We start from the raw sequence: 20,591 nt of genomic DNA, 5'->3' as shown, positions 1-20,591 counted from the left end.
ACGTTCAATATAAAAAAGAATTTTGTTAGGATGCTGTGCTTCGATTGTTACAAAAACGCAGCGGTGAACCGGGCTATGCGGGGCATCGAAAACGATGGAGGGAAGACGGGAGAGTTAAAAACAACAAGGCCAGATGAACTGGTCAAAATAATTAATTGTTTTATAACAGGAAATTAACCAGAGGTAACCGATGATTAATCCACCTGCCAGTGAAAAAGACAGAATCAATCCTGTGGTGTTCTATACCTCGGCCGGACTGATTCTGACATTTTCACTTGTCACGATTTTTTACAGCGAGTTAGCAGCCAGCTGGATCCAGACCACCGTGAATTGGGTGACGTCGACTTTTGGCTGGTACTACATGCTCGCCGCGACGCTCTACATTGTGTTTGTGGTGTACATGGCGTGCTCGCGTTATGGCGCGATTAAACTCGGGCCAGAGCAGTCCAAACCGGAATTCAGTTTATTAAGCTGGTCAGCGATGCTGTTCGCTGCAGGGATAGGCATTGACCTGATGTTCTTCTCAGTGGCGGAACCCGTCACGCAATATATGCAGCCACCGGAAGGGGCCGGGCAAACCATGGAGGCGGCACGCCAGGCGATGGTGTGGACGCTGTTCCACTATGGCGTAACCGGCTGGTCAATGTACGCGCTGATGGGCATTGCGCTCGGCTATTTTAGTTACCGCTATAACCTGCCGCTCACCATTCGTTCTGCGCTCTATCCCATCTTTGGCAAACGCATCAATGGGCCTATTGGTCATACCGTGGATATCGCTGCAGTGGTCGGTACCATCTTCGGTATCGCGACCACGTTAGGTATTGGTGTGGTTCAGCTCAATTACGGCCTCAATGTGCTGTTTGATATCCCTGAAGGCTTTACCGCCCAGGCGGCGCTGATTGTGCTGTCGGTGATTATCGCCACCATTTCCGTGACCTCGGGCGTGGATAAAGGCATTCGTATTTTGTCTGAGCTGAATGTCGCGCTGGCGCTGGGCTTGATTCTGTTCGTGCTGTTTATGGGCAAAACCGATTTCTTGCTGAATGCCTTGGTGTTGAACGTGGGCGATTACATTAACCGCTTTATGGGCATGACGCTAAATACCTTCGCCTTTGATCAGCCCAAAGAGTGGATGAACAGCTGGACGCTGTTCTTCTGGGCATGGTGGGTAGCCTGGTCGCCGTTTGTCGGTTTGTTCCTGGCGCGTATTTCACGTGGGCGCACTATTCGTGAGTTTGTACTTGGTACGCTGATTATTCCATTCACCTTTACCCTGTTGTGGCTGTCGGTGTTCGGTAACGCGGCCTTGTATGAAATCATTCATGGCGACGCCGGTTTCGCCCAGGAAGTGATGGCGCATGCTGAACGCGGTTTCTACAGTCTTCTGGCGCAGTATCCAGCCTTTAAGTTTAGTGCTTCGGTTGCCACTATCACCGGCATGCTGTTTTACGTGACTTCAGCGGATTCGGGTTCGTTGGTATTGGGCAATTTCACCTCAAAGCTGAAAGACATTAACAGTGATGCGCCAAACTGGTTGCGTATTTTCTGGTCGGTGGCGATTGGGGTGCTGACGATGGGGATGCTGATGACCAACGGTATTTCTGCCTTGCAGAATGCCACGGTGATTATGGGCCTGCCGTTCAGTTTTGTGATTTTCTTCGTAATGGCGGGATTGTACAAATCGCTGAAAGTCGAAGATCACCGTCGCGCCAGTGCCAGCCGTGAGACCGCGCCTTATATTCCGGCGAGTAATGATCGTTTGAGCTGGAAGAAGCGTCTGTCACGGTTAATGAATTATCCCGGTACGCGCTACACCCAGCAGATGATGGAGACAGTGCTGTTCCCGGCGATGCAGGATGTGGCGAAAGAGCTGGAGTTGCGTGGAGGACGGGTGTCTCTGGAGCGCGTTGAGCCAGAAGAGGGGCAACCGCTGGGGCATTTGGATCTGCGCGTGCTATTAGGCGAAGAGCAGGATTTCGTGTATCAGATTTGGCCACAGCAGTATTCGGTACCAGGCTTCACCTATCGCGCCCGTAGCGGTAAATCGACCTATTACCGGCTGGAGACCTTCCTGCTGGAGGGGAGCCAGGGTAACGATTTGATGGATTACAATAAGGAACAGGTGATTATCGATATCCTCGATCAGTATGAACGTCACCTTAACTTTATCCATCTGCATCGAGAAGCACCGGGGAGTAGTATCACGTTCCCGAGCGTGTAGTGAATCACTTCTTTGGCACCGTTCTGGCGCTGGCTTGCACGTTGTCGACTGCTGGCGCTGGATTGTACGCGGGCGCCGTCTGGGGCTGCACAGGGGCAGGCGGCTTATCAACCTGAGTGCGTGTCGTTAAAAAGGGCACGTGCTTTTGTTGATGGCAACGATAAACAGCATTAGCGCCTGTTCCTGATAATTTCTGCAACCTTCAGATTGCCAGCTACACTTTCAGGCTGTTCTGAAGGGGATGTAAGATGAAATTAGGGTTTGCGTGCAAGTTCTTAGATGCACAGGCTAAGCAGCCATTTCCGTTTAAAACCACCACGCGCACGCGTTTTCTCAGCCTGGATCGTGCGGCGCAGGCCAGTTTACTCTCTCAACTGGCCACTCTAAATCTTGAAAACCAATTTCGGATGCTGGAACAGTTGGCATCGTTGCCTGACGCATTGCGCATGATGCGTATTGGTAGCGACCTGCTGCCGCTGTATACCGTGCCCGAAGCCACGGCGATTTATGCAGAATTAATGCCTGACTTGCTCCCGCTGCTGGCGCGCTGCGGCGATTTTGCCCGCGCGAACAATATCCGTCTCTCTTTCCATCCCGGCCAATATTCGGTGCTTGCTTCAGACAATGAAGGGGTCGTGGACCGAGCGATTGAGGATGTGGAGTATCATGCCAGCTGTGCCGTGGCGATGGGTTATGGCCGCCAGTTTCAGGATTTCAAGATCAACATTCATATGAATGGGAAGAAAGGCATTGAGGGATTTCGCGCCGCCTTTCTGCGGCTCTCTCCCGAGGCACGCAATATGCTGACGGTCGAGAATGACGAGATATCCTGTTCGATAGACGATGTGCTTCAAGCCCGCGATATGTGCCCGGTGGTGCTGGATATTCATCACCATTGGGTGAAAGAGAATCACTATATCCAGGCGGACGATGCGCGGATTCCGTTGATCATCGAATCCTGGCGCGACGTGCGGCCGGTGCTGCATTATTCGGTTGCTGAGGAAGGGCTTATCCCAGATGAGGGTTTTCCTGACCAGCATGATTTAGCCGTCAGAAAATCTAAATTACGCGCTCACGCGGATTATTATTTCAATCAAACGCTGAATGACTGGGCGCTGTCATTCCAGGATTTCGACATTATGTGTGAGGTGAAAATGAAGAACCTGGCGGTCGAGCGACTCTATCAATATGCACTCGACCGCCAGTTAATTACGGAGAAGTAATAATAATCGCCACGCGGCGGTTTTGAGCACGGCCTTGCGCCGTGTTGTTGCTGGCAATCGGGGCGGTCATGCCCAGGCCGCGTGTGGTGATGTTGTTGCGTGGCACGGCGGCACCTTGCGCCCATTGCGCCGCGACGGCGTTGGCGCGCTTGAGTGACAGTTGCTGGTTGTAATCAGCTTTGCCGTAGTTATCGGTATGCCCATCAATACGTACATGCTGAATACCTGTATCAGACAGTTTTTTCGCCATGGCCGCAATGGTGGTTTGGCTGCCAGGCGTCAACTGAGACTCGTTGATGCCAAATAAAATCTTCTCTGATAAACCCAGGCCCCAGCCTTCACTGTTTTCAGTAAAACCTTCACTTTGCATTGCCGAGATTTGTGCCGCCGTAAAACGTCCAGGTGACTGACAGCCGACGATGGACATAATACAAACCAGCAGAAAGAGTTTTATCTTCATATCCGTACCTTATTGATCCCTTTGTTTTTGTACATATTCATGTCTGCACGTTCCAGAATCGATTCCACGGTATCGCCATGTTGTGACCAGGCGTAGCCAATGGTGACAGAGGTGGTAATCGGCGTGCCTTCCGCAATCATGATCTTCTGCGCAATCGAGCTGCGAATCTCTTCGGTGAGCAGTTGCAACTGTGATTCGGTGGCACGACTGGTGATCAGCATGGCGAACTCATCCCCCCCCAATCGGGCGACCAGATCCTGTTTATACGCCAGTGCCGCCAGGCGCGAACCAATGGCGCGCAGCACTTCATCTCCAGCGGCATGTCCCCAGTTATCGTTAATGCTTTTAAAGCGGTCACCGTCGAGGAACAGCAAAACAAACTGCTCTTGCGCCAGCTGTTTATCCAATAGCGAGGTGAGTTGAGCAACAAAAGCCGCGCGGTTGGCCAAACCGGTAAGAGGGTCTTCTAAAGCTTTGGCTGCCAGCGAGCGGTTATCGCGCAGCAGTGAGGTTTGTAATGACTGCATCTCGGCCAGCAGTGAATTCAGGTCTTCAGAGAACAGCTGGAATTCTTTCGTCCGGCTTTCTGGAATGCGTAACGAAAAATCACCGGAGCGGATAACGTAATGAATTGAACTGGTGATATTGCGCAGTGACATCAGAATACCGCGATGCAAAAAGGCGCTCAGCAGTGAGGCGACGACCAGCACGCAGATCATACCGCTGGTTAAAATCATCACCGAATAGCGAATAAAGTCGGCGGCACCGGTCACCGTGCCAACCAGCGTCAGAGTGCCCACCACATTCTCAGAATGATTGATATTCACACTGATCGGGCGGGCATAGATCCATTCACGCAGGAAGTTCTGATACCAGCCGCTTTGCTGCTGCTGATCTTGCCAGTTCACCAAAACCGTTTGATCATCGGTGACCAGTTTTGCCGAAGCGAACATACCTTCATTGCCCAGCGTGGCAATTTTTTTATGCGCATCATAGCTGTCTTCAAATACGGTAGCGGCGGTCAAACTGTTACTTAGCGTAGCGGCAATCAGCTCCAGATTTCTTTTTTCATAGCGTTTAATGAACAGCAACGACGTGGAAGAGAGCAGAAGCCAGCACAGCAATAAAATAACAGCCGAGTTAATGATGCTGATTTTGCGCAGCTTAATGCGGATAGATGATTTCTCATTTTTATTTTTTTCAAATTTCATCTTATTGGCTTCCTTTGCGCGACAGCAACAACACATCCGGGCTGACTCGCACGCCGCTGCGGCTCAGCGAGTCAAGGTTGACGGAAAACATGGGATGATCGGCATTGAAGATTAAACAGAAAGCGGCACCGACGGCGCAATCTGGGTTGTTTTCAGCGAGTGACAGCACTGCTTTACCGGGCTCCATGGCCAGTAATTCCGTCTGTTGTTGCGGGGTCTGGTCGCCAAAATAAATGGCATCGCAACGATTACTGGCTAACTCATTGTCACTATTCAGGTAAATGACACTAAACGGCAGCGAGTTTGCCGTTGGGCTGGCGGGAAAGTTGAGGTGCCGTGCAGAGGAGAACACACAAAGTTGCGGTGCGCCGTGCAGCGATGGCCAGCGGGTAAAACTGATGATACCGCTGACAATTCGATTGGCCTTATCATCTTTTCCCGCAGCAAGCGCAGGGGAAGAGAGCGAAAACAACAGAAACGCCAGGGCAGCCATCAGGGCAAGCGCCACTTTAAGCTGAGCAAAAAGCAGAAATAAAACTTCACGTAAGTGAAGGCGTGGATCAGAACGTAACATGCCGCAATTCCGCTGGAATAATCGCGGAAATAGTACCATCGGCTATTACGAAAGAGTACAGATGTTCACTGTCAGAAGAATCTTATCTTTTAATTCAGCTGGATAATTAGCGCCATTCATTAATAGAGATCATGGCTTATTGAATGATATGCAAGGCGCAGCAAGCTGCGCCCAAAATTGTACTACTCACTCAAATCACGGCCGTTACTGGCGATGACTTTCTTATACCACCAGAAAGACTTTTTACGCGAACGCGCCAGCGTGCCGTTACCCAGGTCATCACGATCGACATAGACAAAACCGTAACGCTTGCTCATTTCACCGGTTGAGGCGGCTACCAAGTCGATGCATCCCCACGTGGTATAACCGATCACCGGAATACCATCCGCAATCGCTTCGCCCATGGCGTGAATATGCTGGCGCAAATAGCTGATGCGGTAATCGTCGTGAATTTCACCGTTTTCATCTGGCTCGTCACGTGCTCCCAGCCCGTTTTCCACCAAAAACAGCGGTTTTTGGTAGCGGTCATACATCATGTTCATGGTGATGCGTAAACCCAAAGGATCGATGCCCCAGCCCCACGCGCTGCGTTCGATATGGGGATTGGTCAAGGACTTCACGACATTTGCCGCGCTGCTGTTTTTCTCATTCATATCCGCTGAGGCACAGCGCGACGCGTAATAGCTGAATGAGACAAAATCAACAGTATGCCGCAGGATCTCGGCATCGCCATCCTGCCATTCAATTTCAATACCTTTTTCACGGAACACGCGCGCAGCATAAGAGGGATAGGCGCCGCGTGCTTGCACATCGATAAAGAACAGGTTTTCGCGATCCTTTTCCAGAGCCGCCCAGACATCTTCCGGTTTGCAGGACCAGGGATAGAAGTTACCGCCCGCCAGCATGCAACCCACCTGGTTTCCTGGATTGATCTCATGCGCGATTTTGGTGACCAGTGCGCTAGCCACCAACTCATGATGAGCTGCCTGGTATTTCACCTGCTCTGGATTATCTTCTGGACCGAATACCAACCCCGCACCAGAGAAAGGACTGTGCAGCAGAATATTGATCTCATTGAAGGTCAGCCAGTATTTCACTAGTCCATTGAATGCCTCAAAGCAGGTTTTGGCGTAACGCGCGAAGAACTCAATCATCTTGCGGTTGCGCCAGGAACCATACTCGGTGACCAGATGCATCGGCACATCGAAATGACATAACGTCACCAGTGGCGTGATGCCATACTTCTGGCACTCTTTAAACAGGCTGCGATAGAAGGCAATGCCTTCCTCATTGGGCGTCAGTTCATCGCCATTCGGGTAAATACGGCTCCAGGCGATAGAGGTGCGGAACACGGTGAAGCCCATTTCCGCCATCAGTGCGATGTCATCTTTGTAGCGACGATAAAAATCGATAGCATCATGGCTGGGATAATACTCGTCTTCACGTAATGCAAAACGCGGTTCCAGCCCCAGTTTGACCGGCATGCGGTTTGCTCCGTGCGGGATCATGTCCACCGTCGTCAAACCCTTACCGCCCGCCAGATAGCTCCCCTCTGACTGATTGGCGGCTAACGCACCGCCCCACAAAAATCCCGCAGGAAATGTCACTTCAGACATAAAAAACCTCAATTTTTCAATTAGCGTTTACGGCTTTGGTTGCTTCTGCAACCGGTTTGACCGGGGCCGTTTCACTGACCGGGATATCTTCAAATCCAAGAATCAGGGTCAACACAAAGGAGAGCACCACCGACAGCACCATCACACCACCCACCCAAACAATGCTCATGGGGTTGGTCGGATCAAAAAACTGCACGCTGGTGAACAGACCCGGTGAGGCCATGGAATGGCTGGCGAGTCCGCCAATACCGGCGACGGCACCGCAAATAAAGCCGCTGATTAAACAGGCGATCAGCGGGCGTTTCAAACGCACCGCCACGCCATACAGGGCGGGTTCGGAAATGCCGGCGACAATGGCGGAGGCTGCGGCGGCGAAGGCGGTTTGGCGTAGTTCAGGGTTTTTGGTTTTGAACGCCACCGCCAACGACGATCCACCTAAGGACAAATTGGCACCAATTTCAGACGGCATCACCATGCCTTCTTTGCCGGTTTCAGCGATGGTTTGAATAATGGTCGGCGTAAAGACGCGGTGCATCCCGGTCATCACCAGCAGTGGCCACAGCGCACCCATAATCGCCACGGACAACCAGCCGAGATAGCCGTGGATGGTGTAGACCAACGCAGAAATGCCGCTGCCGATCCAGATACCAATCGGCCCAATGAGCACAATGGCGATAGGCGCAGCAATCAACACGATCAGCATCGGTTTCAGGAAGTTTTTCGTGACCGCCGGGGTAAAACGATCAACCCAATATTCGATGTGAGACAAAATCCACGTCATGACCAGGGCGGGAATAACGGTGTAGGTGTATTTCACCGCCGTGACGGGAATATAAGCGAACTCTACCGCCTGGCCTTGCGCTGCTTTTGCCATGAGATCAACAAAATTGGGGTGCACCAGCACGCCCGCAATGGCAATGGCTAACGACATGTTGGTTTTGAATTTCAACGCCGCTGACGCCGCAACCATGATCGGCAGGAAGAAGAAAGCACCGTCGCCGATGACATTCAGTATCACCAACGTGGACGATCCTTTCGGCAGTACGCCGCTCATTTCCAGCACCATCGCCAACAGTTTCACCATCGACCCACCAATGATGGCAGGGATCAGCGGTGACATGGTGCCGACCAACGCATCCAGAATACCTGCGCCAATCGATCGCAGCGTGATTTTACGTTTTACCGCTGTACCGAGGCTGCCATCAGGCGTGCCCAGCTTCAGCACCTCCTGATAGACGAGATTAACGTTGTTGCCGATGATCACCTGGCATTGTGTATCGGTGTGCACCACGCCCATCACGCCAGGAATGGCCTTAAGGGCGGCGTTATCGATTACCGCGCTGTCTTTTAACACGAAGCGCAGGCGCGTCATGCAATGGGTGACGGCTTCAATATTGGAAAACCCGCCGAGTGCAGCCACGATGGCGCGCGATACTTCAGCATAATTTTTAGCCATGGATGTTGGATCTCTGTTTTTTAGTAGGAGTACAAACGTCTATGTGTGACTTCGTGAGAAACCGGTTTCACAAAATCATGAACAGCCACTTCAATCCAGGCAAGATATTTATAAGTTGATGTTGATAAGTGTGAAGTCGATCGTTTTCTTAACGCGCGTGCTGGAAAGGTTTTTTGGAGAAAAACTCCCGCACTATTCGCCGCTTAGGTACACTGCGGCAATGCAGGCATCAAAAAGAGTGAAAAATGGCAACCATCATTGAGGTGGCAAAAGTTGCGGGTGTGTCCAAAGCCACGGTCTCACGTGTTCTTTCAGGCAACGGCTATGTCAGCGAAGAGAAGCGTGAAAAGGTGTTTCAGGCTATAGCTGAAACCGGTTTTCGCCCCAATTTACTGGCGCGTAATCTGGCGACCAAATCAACGCAGACGATTGGTCTGGTTATCACCAATACCCTTTACAGCGGCAGCTATTTCACTGAATTGATGCAACATTCGGCACGGTTGATGGAGCAACAGGGGCGGCAACTGTTACTGGTGGATGGCAAGCACAGTGCAGAAGAGGAGCGGGCGGCGATTCAGTTTCTGCTCGACCTGCGTTGTGATGGTGTGATCATCTATCCACGTTTTCTCACCATCGAAGAGATGGATGAGATCATTGATCAGCACAAGCATCCCATTCTGGTGATTAACCGCCGTTTACGTCAGCATGACAGCTACTGTATTTATTCAGACCAGCAGCAGACCTGTGCGGATGCGGTAGAACAACTGATCGCACTGGGGCACCGTGACATTGCATTTGTTACCGGATCACTGGATTCACCCACCGGCCGTGAACGACTGGCGGGATACAAATCGGCACTGGCAAAGCATCAGATTGCGCTGCAGGACGCGTTGATTATTGAGGGAAAATGGCAGGCGCAAAATGGGGTGACGGCCGTTGAGACACTGCTGGCGCAAGGGAAACCCTTTAGCGCACTGGTTGCCAGTAACGATGAGATGGCGGTCGGCGCGCTGAAAGCGCTGGCGGCGCATCACATCGCGGTACCCGCTCAGGTTTCAGTGTTGGGGTTCGATGATATTCCACTGGCTCCGTTTACCATCCCGTCACTCTCCAGCGTCAAAATGCCGGTTACAGACATGATTCAGGAAACCCTGGAACGGCTGATATCGATGCTGGATGGTGGCGAAATGCGCAATCGCAGAACTTTCTCCGGCGAACTGGTGCGCAGAGAGTCGATTGGACCTGTACCGTAGTCTCACGGTTCATGAAAAGCCCGCAATAACCACTGTTTGAACTGTTGTACATCCTGGCGCTGTGTCTTTTCCATACTGGTGACGAATGTGTAACGTGCGCCCGGTAACGTACCTGGCAAGGCAATCTGCAATAAGCCTTGATTCAAGGCGCGCTGAATCAATAATTCACTGGCCAGCAACACGCCCTGACCGGCAATGGCCGCTTGAATTGCGTGCGTTTCGTCGTCGAAATGGATGCCGCTCTCCACCTTTAAATCATCGGGGCCATAGCTCTCCTTCCACTGTTGCCAGTTGGGCTCCGGTGTCGGAACGCGGCGGTTCTCAACATGAAATAAGGTGACATTGCGCAGGTCGGTAACGTCCTGTAAGTCCAGCTGTGGGCTGGAGACCAGAACAAACCTGTCGTTGTAAAGCAATGTAGCGTCCAGATCCTCATCAATGTTCATGCCATATCGAATGGCACAATCCGCTACGGAACCACGTACATCCACCAATTCAGTGCCGCTATGGAGGCGCAGCGCCATATGCGGATGTTCCTGATGCAGGCTGGACAGACGCGGCACCAGCCAGTTGGTGAGGAAGTTAGAGGTGGTACTCAGGGTCAATGTGGCCGGGGATTCGGCAGCCTTGAGAGTATCAACGGCATCGCGTAGGGTGGCGAAAATATGTGTCGATGCCTGGAAAAGTGTTTCACCAGCGGGTGTGAGCGTCACGGCACGTGCAGATCGGGTAAATAAGCGTTGATTCAGTGCTTCTTCCAATACCCGTATCTGATGGCTTATCGCCGTGGGTGTGACGCCAATTTCATCCGCGGCCATTTTAAAACTGGCATGGCGTGCAACAGCATCAAAGGCGCGAATAGCACCAAGTGGAGGTAGGCGCGGTATTTTCATGGATGAATTCATCTCACGCATGGTTGAAAACTATGATTTTGTAGAATAGCACCAATGAGACGTAACCTGTCAGCATCGTCTAATCAGGATGAATACGGTTCATCCTTATGCTGCTTACAGGAAGCGTAGATTATGTTGAGATCTTTATTTTGGGCCAAAGGCATCTTTACCTTACTCAGTCTCGGAAGTGTGGTTTTCGCCATCATGATTTATTTCATTCGAGGGGAAATGAGTTTCCTCGTCAATCGTACTGCTGCGGTACTGCTGCTGCTTTTTATCCTTCATGAGCGCTACTGCCAGCAACCTCTCTTTCGCCACTGGGCAATGATCTTTTACTGGCTGGTAGGTGCGGGCATGTTGACTCTATTTATTGTTGATACTCTGTAAAATGGGCGGCAAAACAGCTTCATCCGACACTGTTTCCCCTGTTTGATATGGTGACCGCCACGCAGGCGTTTTATCGACAGTTTTACGATTACCCACTCAGCGCGGGTGAAGCGCAGCGTATTTTGCAGGCATTACCGCCAAAATAAGTATTGATTAGCATTCCTGTCCGATTTTAATAACAGGCTGGTCATGATGTTGTTAATGACTGGCCTGGAATTACTGCGAGCATGTAGATAAATGACCTGTAGAGCTCATCATTTAATGCTGATAGCAAGGCCAATATAAACTTGTGCGGCGTGAGTGTGTGTCGTTAATTAAAATTTTGTTTGTAATTTATTTAATCAGATTAAGTCTTATTGTGAGTGAAATTGTTTCGATGTTAATTTGACTTTACTCACACGGTCATCTTTCCTGAGGGAATTATGCACGCACGTATCAAGCATCTTGATGGAATGCGCGGCTTAGCCATTTTATTGGTGATTGGCTATCACGCCTATGCACGTTGGCCTGAGCTATTGCCTTATGTCAATATCACCCAACATATTCCCATTTTTTCCTTTGGCTGGCTCGGCGTAGAGTTATTCTTTATGATCTCCGGCTTCGTCATATTTATGACGCTGGACAAATCTGAGAGCTATATTGGTTTCCTGAAGAAACGCTGGTTACGCCTGTTTCCGGCAATGCTGATTGCCAGTTTGTTGCTGTTCTTTGCGGGCGGCTTATATCCTGAATGGTCAGCCATGACGCCACATGTCAAGAACTTGCTGCCCGGTCTTATCTTCACCAACCCTGAGACGCTGACACAAATCACCGGCATTGAATTTAAATCCATGGCGGGATCTTTCTGGTCGCTTTATGTTGAAGCGGTATTTTACCTGATTATCGGTTTAATCTATTTTACTTTGGGACGAAAATATTGTTTGCCAGGCTTACTGGTGCCAATGTTGCTGTTATCAGGTGCGTCCGTTATAAAGTCGTTGGGACATCCTTTGTTAGTTGATGTGGTGTCTAAATTTGGCTTTATCCATTACGCCTGGTTTATGGTGGGATGTCTGGTATATGAACGGATGCATGGCAGGGATAAGGCATTCCATTATGCGATTGTGGCGTTTGCGTTACTGATTAACTTCAGCTATTTCATTAAAAATGCTGGCGTCATTACTGTTATACCTTTACTGATGGTGATGCTGTTCTTTATTGCCAGTTTTTATTCAAGAATGTTAGAACGCATTTTATCGTTGCGCTTCCTGACTGCCATTGGTTTTGCCAGTTATGCGTTCTATTTGATCCATGAAAATTTGATGATTGCCACACTGATAAAAATCAATGTGCACATTAAAAATGAGTTCGTCATGTTACTGATGCCGATAGCAGTAGCGACCGTCCTCTATTATATCGCGTGGTTTATCAGTAAATATGCGGAGCCTGCACTGAGGAATCTGTTGAAGGGCAAGCGCACACCAGCCCCGGAGGTCAGTTAGTTTTTGGTCTTGGCCGCCTGAATGGCAAGTTAAGCGACTGACGAGAACGCAGTCTGGCGTCGTACAGGGGCTGGCGGTCCTCGCGCCGCTGACGCGGTGCCTTCACTTCACTCGTCTGCCTTACGGACCGGTGCCGATGGAACATCCATGTTCCAGCGCCACCTTTCGCCCGCGTCCTGCGGGCTCTCCTGGCAGACTCACGCCGTTCAGCGCTGCGGATGCCTGCCCCTGTACGGCCCCAGCCTGCTCATCAGCTTCAGTGCGAGTTGTCAAAAAGGGTGCTGCTGGGCGGCAGAGCCGGCATTAAAACAAAGGTCATTAACCTACATGCCGAATATATAGCGCAGTGCTGTATAGGCCACCATGCCTGCCAATACGGTGGCAAATAAACCACGGGTGATCACGCCCGTAATGGCGGCAATCAGCGCGGCCAGCAGTGACAAACTCAGCCCTGAAGCGGTGAGGGCCGGTTTCTCCACTAATTCGGCGGTGACAATCGCCGCCATAATCGCTGCAGGAATGAAACTCAGCCACTGTTGCGCCAGTGGGGCCAGGCGAAAACGTGAGAGCAGCAGGATCGGGCCAACACGCATGACCGCCGTGATCAGCGCCGCAATCACAATGGTCAGCAGGACATTACGTTCCATATTACACACCCTCCTTGTACTTCATGCGTAAAATCAGCGTCGCCAAACTGGCGGCAATAGAGGCCGCTACAATCACTACCACACTCAGATCGAGATGCCCGGCAGAGAAAAAGGTCACCAGCACCGCCACGACAATCGCCAGCGTCTCAAGCCATTTACGACGGCTGGCAAACCACGTCATTAATATCAAGCCGATAAACATCGACACCAGGCTGAAGCTTAGACCTGCCATCAGAGATTCGGGCACTGCTGACGCTGCGTAAGCACCGATCACACAGGCAAGAATCCAGTTGAGCCAGGCGGGCAGGTTAAGGCCAAACATCCAGTTAAAGCCGATCTTGCCGTGCTGGGTGCCATGCTGCACGGCCACACCAAAGGTTTCATCGGTGAGTAACAGGCCGCTGACCACCTTCTGCCAGCCGGTTTGCCCGCGGAAAAAGACGCTAATGGCGGAACTCATCAACAAATAACGGAGATTCACCAGCATCACGCTTAACACCACCGAGGTCATTTCCGCTCCAGAGGCCCAGAGTGAATAAAATAAAAATTGCGCCGAACCGGTGTAGAGCAGGGTTGCTAACAGCGCGGTTTGCAGCACCGAAAATCCCGCCAGTGTGCCAATGGCGCCCGCCGCAAAACCGATGCTCAGATAGCCCGGCACCGTGGGTAAACAGGCGATAAATCCCGCTCGAAAGCTCTCTCTTTCGCTGTGCTTTGGCAGGGTTTGACTATTCAACGACATAATTCAGTTCCAAAACCTTCTCAACAGATGCAGCAATAATAAGCATGGATTCACAAGGCTATAGTAAAATCCTGCTCCCGGAGAAAATCAGCGAAGGATTTGTGATGCAGGAAAAACGTGACGACATCAAACTGTGGCGCGATCGAGGAATGCTCGGTGGAATGGAAATCCTGCGCGCGCGCTGTTATGAACACAGTTACCCGCCACATTTCCACGACGAATATGTGATTGCCGCGTTTGCACGTGGCGCACAGCGCACGCGTATTTGTCGCCAGCAGGGTATTGCCGCTGCCGGCACCGTGATGGTTATCCAGCCGGGAGAAGTGCACACCGGGGAAGCGGTTCAACGTGACGAAGGCTGGGATTACTGTGCCTTTTATCCTTCAGCTTCGCTGGTCAATGAGGTGGCTGAGTCAATCATTGGCGGTTCAGGTGAACTCAATTTTGGCGCCGAGGGGATGCGTTATGATCCTGCGCTGGCCCAGCAGATGTTGCAGGCTTCCGCCGTGATGCAGCAAAGCCCAGATGCGGTTGAAAAGGAGTGTGCGCTTTATCAGATTCTTAATACGTTGATTCGTCAACATGGCGAACGCACCCTAAAAGGCGGGCAAAAAAACGCCTTGCGTGCCGATATCCGTCAGGCGATTGATTTCCTGCACAGCCACTATCATCAGCCGCTCGCAGTCAGTGAGATCGCCGCCGTGGCCGGTTTGAGCGAATTTCATTTTATGCGCACTTTCCAAAAGCTCACGGGTCTGTCGGTGCATCAATATCTCACCCAAATCCGCCTGGTGCGCGCCAAGCGCCTGCTGTCGCTGGGACTGGATGCGGCGCAAACCGCTAACGATGTTGGATTTTTTGATCAGAGCCATTTTATTAAAAAATTCCGCGTACATTTTGGCATTACGCCGGGCGCGTTTGCCGCGGCGTCGCTGTAAATGATATCGCCCGATAATATGTAGTTGCATTATAAATGCATGTTATATGGAGGCGGCTTTGAATCGGTGCTACTTTTATTTCACTTAAATTTTGCGTGGATATCACCGTGGCACTTTCGCTTTGTGATGCATTAGGTTTGCAATACCCGTTAGTACAGGCGCCGATGGCCGGTGTATCAACACCGGAAATGGCAGCCGCCGTGACTGAGGCAGGGGCGCTGGGTTCGATCAGCGTGGGGGCGGCAACGCCTCAACAGGCGGAAGCGATGATCGCCAAAACACAGGCACTGACGCGTGGCGCGATCAACGTTAACGTGTTTTGCCATGCCCCAGTTCAACGCCATGCTGCACGCGAGCAGGCATGGATTGAACGGTTCCGCGAATTGTTTGCCCGCTATGACGCAGCGCTACCAGATGAACTGCAGGAGATTTACCAAACCTTCTTAGGCAATCATGCGATGTTTGATGTGATTGCAAAGGCAAAGCCCGCTGCAGTCAGCTTTAATTTTGGCCTGCCAGAAGCTCAGGTGATTGAGCAGTTTAAACAGCGGGGGATTGTCACGTTCGCTACCGCCACCAGCGTTACGGAAGCTTTAGCGATAGCTGAAAACAAAATTGATTTTATTGTTGCTCAAGGCATGGAGGCGGGTGGTCATCGTGGGCAATTTGATCCATGGACTTTCGATCCTCAAATGTCGACGTTGACACTCGTGCAGGCCATTCGCCAACACACTGCCCATCCGGTTATTGCGGCGGGCGGAATCATGGATGGCGCTGGCATGGCCGCCATGATGCAGTTGGGCGCGACCGGCGTGCAAATGGGCACGGCTTTTGTACTCTGTCCAGAATCGGCAGCGAATGACGCCTACCGCGCCGCACTTAAACAAGCCAATGAAACGGCGACAGTGATGACGGCGGCCATCTCGGGTCGTCAGGCGCGATGCTTACGCAACGCTTTTTGCCGTTTTAGTCAGGATGTCAGCCCCGAGGAGATCCCCGACTATCCCTTAACCTATTCGCTGGGCAAGGCTTTGGCTGCAGCGGCTGCCGCCAAAAATGAACCCGGTTTTGGCGCACAATGGGCAGGACAGGGCGCGGGGCTGGCGCGAGAAATGCCAGCCGGGCAGCTGGTCCGGACAATAGTGCAGGAGTGGCAGAATCAGAGTAGATGCCTTTAGACTCATGCCAGTGCGTTGGCTTACTTTGGTGCGCATAAATGCGCACTTTGCGAACTTAGAAGCATGGAGATGGCAAGCGAAATGGCCATGAGTCAAACCAACCGCTCTTTCGAGCGGGATTAAAAAAAGAGGGCGAGCGTTCGCCCTTTGATCTTTATTCTGCCAATGCGTTCAATACCGCTTCAGGCATAGACGGACGTCCGTTAACCAGGCAAGTCGCGACAAAGGTGGCATCCGCATAAACGTTGCCATCAACTTTGATCTGCTGAACGAAGTTCACGCGATTGCGCTTCTCATTTTTTTCCAGCGCGCAGGTCACTTCGACGTTGTCACCTTTGACCAGGCTTTTGCGAAAGCGCAGTGAATACTCCAGCACCATATAGAGCTTTCCCTGTTTAAACTCTTCCTCAATATCAATGCCGAGAGCCTCGCGCATAAAAGCGTGGCGTGTCCATTCCATATAAAACGGATAGTAGAGGCCATCTACCACGCCCTGAAAATCAATATGTTTCTCATCGACGTCATAATGTTTAACGAACATTTCTGCTTCCTTATCTGCATGTTACGACGGAAACGTTGTATACCGCATCAAGCTTACGCGGTAAACCCAAATGGTTACGCAATGTGATTAAATCAAACATTTTGCGCGTGACGGGCGCTCACGTTCTTCGGATTTTCTAAAGCAGCACCTCGGTTAATGCTGTTTTATCTGTTGCGCCGCGCGCGGTATACCTTGCGAAGAATCCACTCATCTTCGCAGGCAGACATGAGCACACATACCCGCATTCGCAAATTCAATACCAAAGAAACTTACCCTAATCAGTCACTGGATAATGATCTCTGTCAGGCGGTTCGTGCCGGTAACACCGTGTACGTGCGCGGGCAGATCGGCACTGATTTCGCTGGCAACCTTGTCGGTTTGGGCGACCCCGCGGCACAGGCCGAGCAGGCGATGAAAAATGTTAAACAACTGCTGGAAGAGGCAGGCAGCGATCTAACGCACATCGTAAAAACGACGACTTACATCATCGATCCACGCTATCGCGAGCCGGTTTATCAAGTGGTTGGCAAGTGGTTGAAAGGGGTATTCCCGATCTCAACCGGATTGGTGATTTCAGGGCTGGGCCAGCCGCAATGGCTGATGGAAATAGATGTGATTGCGGTGATCCCGGATGACTGGCAACCACAAGCAGAGGCCTAATCATGACGTTATCTATTGTCGGACGTTGCGTGCAAACCGGTCAGATGGGTATTGCCATTAGTTCATCCAGTATCGCGGTCGGTGCGCGCTGCCCCTGGCTGCGCAGTCAGGTGGGTGCAGTATCCACGCAAAACATCACCTTGCCTGCACTCGGACCGCGCATCCTCGATAAGTTGCAACAGGGGGAGTCTGCGCAATCCGCCTTAGAAGCGGGTTTAGCTACCGATGATTATCCTACCTATCGCCAGGTCACTGTGCTCTCTATTGAGGGAGAAAGTGCCTTTTACAGTGGTGAAAAGACGCTGGGCGTCAACCATGCGCTAAGCGGCGAAAATTGCGTGGCAGCGGGCAATTTGCTTGCCAACATCGAGGTGATCGTCGCGATGGTCAGCGCCTTTGAGCAGCAGCAGGGGCATCTTGCGGATCGATTGATCGCCGCCATGCAGGCGGGGATGCAGGCAGGTGGAGAAGCCGGGCCGGTTCACTCCGCCGCACTCTCTATTGTTGACGAACCAGTATGGCCAATTGTCGATCTGCGCGTGGACTGGAGCGAAGGCGATCCTATCCACGAACTTGCGATGCTATGGCAGGCCTATCAACCGCAGATGGAGGATTATGTGACGCGTGCGCTTGATCCGACCAAAGCCCCGAGCTACGGCGTGCCAGGCGACGAATGAGACAAGGAGGACAAATGATAACCAGCCGTACATTGCTGGAGAAGTTGGTGGCATTTGATACCACCAGCCGTGAATCCAACCTGGCATTAATCGATTTTGTCTGGCGTTATCTGGGCGATCTTGGGGTGAGTTGTGAGTTGATTCACAACGATGAACGCAGTAAAGCCAATCTCTATGCGCGCCTTGGCCCCAGCGGTAAAGGAGGCGTGATGCTTTCTGGCCACAGCGATGTGGTGCCAGTTGATGGCCAACGCTGGAGTGTTCCGCCTTTTGCGTTAACGGAGCGCGACGGAAAGCTTTTCGGGCGTGGCACCGCTGACATGAAAGGCTTTATTGCCTGCATGTTGGCCGCAGTGCCGTATTTTCTGTCTCAGCCATTAACTCAGCCGCTGCATTTGGCCATCTCTTACGACGAAGAAGTGGGCTGTCTTGGCGTGCGATCACTACTCGAGGCGCTGGCACAACGTCCGGATAAACCCGATATCTGCCTGATAGGCGAACCTACAGAGTTGCAACCGGTGCTGGGCCACAAAGGCAAACTGGGTGTGCGCTGTGAGGTGCAAGGCGCGGCTTGCCACTCAGCCTATGCGCCTCAAGGGGTTAACGCGATTGAGTATGCGGCTAAGTTGATCCACCGCTTAACCTTGATGAGCGAGCGACTGGCTGCTCCTGAACGGCAGGATGCGCGTTTTGATCCGCCGTTTACTACCGTTCAGACCGGGGTGATCCACGGTGGTCGTGCGCTAAACATCGTCCCTGCTGAATGCACCTTTGATTATGAGGTGCGTACTCTACCGCAAGACGATGCACAGCAGGTGGCAGACGAACTGGCGCATTACGCCCAGCATGAACTCGTGCCACAAATGCAGGCCATCAACAAAGACACCGCTATTCGATTTACGGCTATCAGCGGGTATCCAGGCCTCTACACGGCGGCTGACAGTCTCGCGGCGCAGTTGCTGACCTATCTGACCAGTTCTGACGCGTTTAGTACTGTGGCATTCGGTACCGAAGGGGGCTTATTTGATCAGGCGGGGATCACGAGTGTGGTATGTGGCCCAGGAAGTATGGCACAGGGCCATAAACCGGATGAGTTCATCAGCATTGCACAACTTGATGCCTGTGATGCCATGCTGCGCCGTTTGGCGGAGTGGATGTGTTAGGGGCAGAACGAGACTGCTTTATCTTTTCCAAACGCCAGCTTCAGGAAGCACTAACCGCGTAACACGCACACAACACGTATGCTGGCTGTAAGCATTGATAGCCCGATTTCTGGAGATTCCATGGTAAGTGCAGAAGTAACCCCGTTCCCGCAGCCCACCACGCTGCCGGCCGCCGCAACAAAGCCCCCGATTGCCGTCCAGCTTGATGGTGTGCTTAAGCGCTTTGGCGACGCCATCGCGCTACATAAAATCTCGCTGACCATTGAGGAAGGTGAGTTTATTACCCTGCTGGGTCCCTCAGGCTGTGGCAAGACTACGCTGCTGAACTTGATGGCTGGCTTCGCTGAAGCGGACGGCGGCGAAATCTTTATTGATGGCGATCTGGTCACCGAAATTCCGCCTTATCAGCGTGAAATCGGCATCGTGTTCCAGAACTACGCGCTGTTTCCACATATGACGGTGGAAAAAAACGTGGGTTACGGATTGCGGATGCGTGGCGTGCCTAAAGCGGAAATCGCGGAGCGTGTTGAACAGGCGCTGGCGTTGGTGAAACTGGCAGGCTACGGCCAGCGTAAACCGCGTGAACTGTCGGGTGGCCAACAACAACGCGTGGCATTAGCGCGTGCATTGGTGATTAGACCCAAAGTGCTGTTGCTGGATGAGCCTTTCTCAGCACTGGATAAAAACTTGCGCCTGTCGATGCAGGTGGAACTCAAAGCAATTCAGCGCAAACTCGGCGTCACCACGGTATTTGTTACCCACGATCAGGGTGAAGCACTGAGCATGAGCGATCGTGTGGTGGTGATGTCAGCAGGTCATGTGCGCCAAATCGGTACGCCGGATGACATCTATCGCCGTCCGCAGGACCCCTTCGTTGCCGGATTTGTCGGCGACGTCAATATCCTTCCCGGTCGTTATGCTGGCCGTGATAGCACGGCGCTATTAGATATGGGCGGCAATACCTTGCGTCTGCCCGCAGAGCGCGTGCATGCCACGGTAGGAGACCGCCTGGATGTGTATGTGCGTCCGGAAAATTTGCAACTGGCGCCGCTTGGGCCACATGCGTTATTCAGTGCCACGGTGATTACCCATGTTTTCCAGGGTGACCACGTCGATGTGCATCTTGATGTGCCGGCATTGGGCAGTGCTGCACTTTTTGCTCGTCAGTCCGGATTAGATTCCCTGACTCGCTGGCCTGTGGGCAGCGTGGTGGGCGTGAGTGTCGATGACGAAGGCGTGTGCGCGTTTAGCGCGGCGAAGCAGGGCTAAA

21 protein-coding genes are annotated in these 20,591 nt (G+C 52.0%); 11 read left to right on the top strand and 10 right to left on the bottom strand.

All coding sequences use genetic code 11. The features are described from left to right. Window positions 1-190 precede the first annotated feature (190 nt). Window positions 191-2,221 carry a choline transporter gene (locus ACPUC8_RS07430; protein WP_039334977.1) on the top strand — a complete coding sequence of 677 codons (2,031 nt, stop codon included), beginning with the start codon at window positions 191-193 and terminating at the stop codon, window positions 2,219-2,221. Window positions 2,222-2,469: 248 nt separating this feature from the next. After that, window positions 2,470-3,444 carry a UV DNA damage repair endonuclease UvsE gene (gene uvsE / locus ACPUC8_RS07425; RefSeq protein WP_494925941.1) on the top strand — a complete coding sequence of 325 codons (975 nt, stop codon included), beginning with the start codon at window positions 2,470-2,472 and terminating at the stop codon, window positions 3,442-3,444. Here the strand turns inward: uvsE and yfiB are convergent. From yfiB to ascF, 5 genes are all read right to left on the bottom strand, one after another. Then, on the bottom strand, window positions 3,431-3,904 hold the full coding sequence (yfiB, locus tag ACPUC8_RS07420; RefSeq protein WP_494925940.1) for an outer membrane lipoprotein YfiB: 474 nt from the start codon (window positions 3,902-3,904) through the stop codon (window positions 3,431-3,433). The two genes, uvsE and yfiB, sit on opposite strands and share 14 nt — an antisense overlap. Then, on the bottom strand, window positions 3,901-5,115 hold the full coding sequence (gene dgcN, locus ACPUC8_RS07415; protein WP_494925939.1) for a diguanylate cyclase DgcN/YfiN: 1,215 nt from the start codon (window positions 5,113-5,115) through the stop codon (window positions 3,901-3,903). Before dgcN ends, yfiB begins: the two co-directional genes overlap by 4 nt. Before the next feature lies 1 nt (window position 5,116). Continuing rightward, window positions 5,117-5,689, bottom strand: coding sequence for a regulatory sequestration protein YfiR (gene yfiR, locus ACPUC8_RS07410; RefSeq protein ID WP_494925938.1), 573 nt, complete (start codon window positions 5,687-5,689; stop codon window positions 5,117-5,119). A gap of 182 nt (window positions 5,690-5,871) precedes the next feature. Beyond that, on the bottom strand, window positions 5,872-7,305 hold the full coding sequence (locus ACPUC8_RS07405) for a 6-phospho-beta-glucosidase (RefSeq protein WP_494925937.1): 1,434 nt from the start codon (window positions 7,303-7,305) through the stop codon (window positions 5,872-5,874). A 16-nt stretch (window positions 7,306-7,321) separates the two neighbouring features. Next, complete coding sequence (gene ascF, locus ACPUC8_RS07400; RefSeq protein WP_494925936.1) at window positions 7,322-8,761, bottom strand: PTS cellobiose/arbutin/salicin transporter subunit IIBC; 1,440 nt, start codon at window positions 8,759-8,761, stop codon at window positions 7,322-7,324. Between the two features lie 245 nt (window positions 8,762-9,006). Between ascF and ACPUC8_RS07395 the strand changes: the two genes are divergently transcribed. Beyond that, window positions 9,007-10,014: a LacI family DNA-binding transcriptional regulator gene (locus ACPUC8_RS07395; RefSeq protein ID WP_494925935.1), complete on the top strand. Its 1,008-nt coding sequence runs from the start codon at window positions 9,007-9,009 to the stop codon at window positions 10,012-10,014. Window positions 10,015-10,016: 2 nt separating this feature from the next. Here ACPUC8_RS07395 and ACPUC8_RS07390 read toward each other — a convergent pair whose 3' ends face one another. Then, on the bottom strand, window positions 10,017-10,907 hold the full coding sequence (locus ACPUC8_RS07390) for a LysR substrate-binding domain-containing protein (protein WP_494925934.1): 891 nt from the start codon (window positions 10,905-10,907) through the stop codon (window positions 10,017-10,019). Between the two features lie 132 nt (window positions 10,908-11,039). On the opposite strand from ACPUC8_RS07390, the gene ACPUC8_RS07385 reads away from it, so the two are divergent. Then, on the top strand, window positions 11,040-11,294 hold the full coding sequence (locus ACPUC8_RS07385) for a hypothetical protein (protein ID WP_494925933.1): 255 nt from the start codon (window positions 11,040-11,042) through the stop codon (window positions 11,292-11,294). Between the two features lie 422 nt (window positions 11,295-11,716). Then, complete coding sequence (locus tag ACPUC8_RS07380; RefSeq protein WP_494925932.1) at window positions 11,717-12,775, top strand: acyltransferase family protein; 1,059 nt, start codon at window positions 11,717-11,719, stop codon at window positions 12,773-12,775. Window positions 12,776-12,895: 120 nt separating this feature from the next. Here the strand turns inward: ACPUC8_RS07380 and ACPUC8_RS07375 are convergent, their stop codons facing one another. From ACPUC8_RS07375 to ACPUC8_RS07365, 3 genes are read right to left on the bottom strand one after another with little or no spacing between them, the layout of a single operon-like run. Beyond that, window positions 12,896-13,048: a hypothetical protein gene (locus tag ACPUC8_RS07375; RefSeq protein ID WP_494925931.1), complete on the bottom strand. Its 153-nt coding sequence runs from the start codon at window positions 13,046-13,048 to the stop codon at window positions 12,896-12,898. A 50-nt stretch (window positions 13,049-13,098) separates the two neighbouring features. Continuing rightward, on the bottom strand, window positions 13,099-13,422 hold the full coding sequence (locus ACPUC8_RS07370) for an AzlD domain-containing protein (RefSeq protein ID WP_283228355.1): 324 nt from the start codon (window positions 13,420-13,422) through the stop codon (window positions 13,099-13,101). Between the two features lies 1 nt (window position 13,423). Then, a complete protein-coding gene (locus tag ACPUC8_RS07365; protein ID WP_039334126.1) occupies window positions 13,424-14,164 on the bottom strand; it encodes an AzlC family ABC transporter permease in 741 nt (246 codons plus the stop codon). A gap of 104 nt (window positions 14,165-14,268) precedes the next feature. On the opposite strand from ACPUC8_RS07365, the gene ACPUC8_RS07360 reads away from it, so the two are divergent. Next, the gene (locus ACPUC8_RS07360; RefSeq protein ID WP_039334166.1) at window positions 14,269-15,102 is read left to right on the top strand and encodes an AraC family transcriptional regulator; all 834 of its coding nucleotides are present in this window, start codon (window positions 14,269-14,271) and stop codon (window positions 15,100-15,102) included. Between the two features lie 107 nt (window positions 15,103-15,209). Then, complete coding sequence (locus ACPUC8_RS07355) at window positions 15,210-16,280, top strand: NAD(P)H-dependent flavin oxidoreductase (protein ID WP_494925930.1); 1,071 nt, start codon at window positions 15,210-15,212, stop codon at window positions 16,278-16,280. A 154-nt stretch (window positions 16,281-16,434) separates the two neighbouring features. On the opposite strand, the gene ACPUC8_RS07350 is transcribed toward ACPUC8_RS07355, so the two are convergent. Next, entirely contained in the window at window positions 16,435-16,821 is a 387-nt protein-coding gene (locus tag ACPUC8_RS07350; protein WP_494925929.1) for an acyl-CoA thioesterase, read from the bottom strand. 225 nt (window positions 16,822-17,046) lie between these two features. Between ACPUC8_RS07350 and ACPUC8_RS07345 the strand changes: the two genes are divergently transcribed. From ACPUC8_RS07345 to ACPUC8_RS07330, 4 genes are all read left to right on the top strand, one after another. Beyond that, window positions 17,047-17,481: a RidA family protein gene (locus ACPUC8_RS07345; RefSeq protein WP_039334129.1), complete on the top strand. Its 435-nt coding sequence runs from the start codon at window positions 17,047-17,049 to the stop codon at window positions 17,479-17,481. 2 nt (window positions 17,482-17,483) lie between these two features. Next, window positions 17,484-18,158, top strand: a complete 675-nt coding sequence (locus ACPUC8_RS07340) for a DUF1028 domain-containing protein (RefSeq protein WP_494925928.1) — start codon at window positions 17,484-17,486, stop codon at window positions 18,156-18,158. Between the two features lie 14 nt (window positions 18,159-18,172). After that, window positions 18,173-19,321, top strand: a complete 1,149-nt coding sequence (argE, locus tag ACPUC8_RS07335; protein WP_494925927.1) for an acetylornithine deacetylase — start codon at window positions 18,173-18,175, stop codon at window positions 19,319-19,321. Window positions 19,322-19,441: 120 nt separating this feature from the next. Further along, window positions 19,442-20,590 carry an ABC transporter ATP-binding protein gene (locus ACPUC8_RS07330; protein WP_494925926.1) on the top strand — a complete coding sequence of 383 codons (1,149 nt, stop codon included), beginning with the start codon at window positions 19,442-19,444 and terminating at the stop codon, window positions 20,588-20,590. Window position 20,591 lies beyond the last annotated feature (1 nt).

The sequence above is a fragment of the Pantoea sp. CFCC18177 genome, assembly GCF_059412425.1.
The sequence above is the reverse complement of the archived record's forward strand: the minus strand, read 5'-3'. Positions and strand labels throughout refer to the sequence as shown.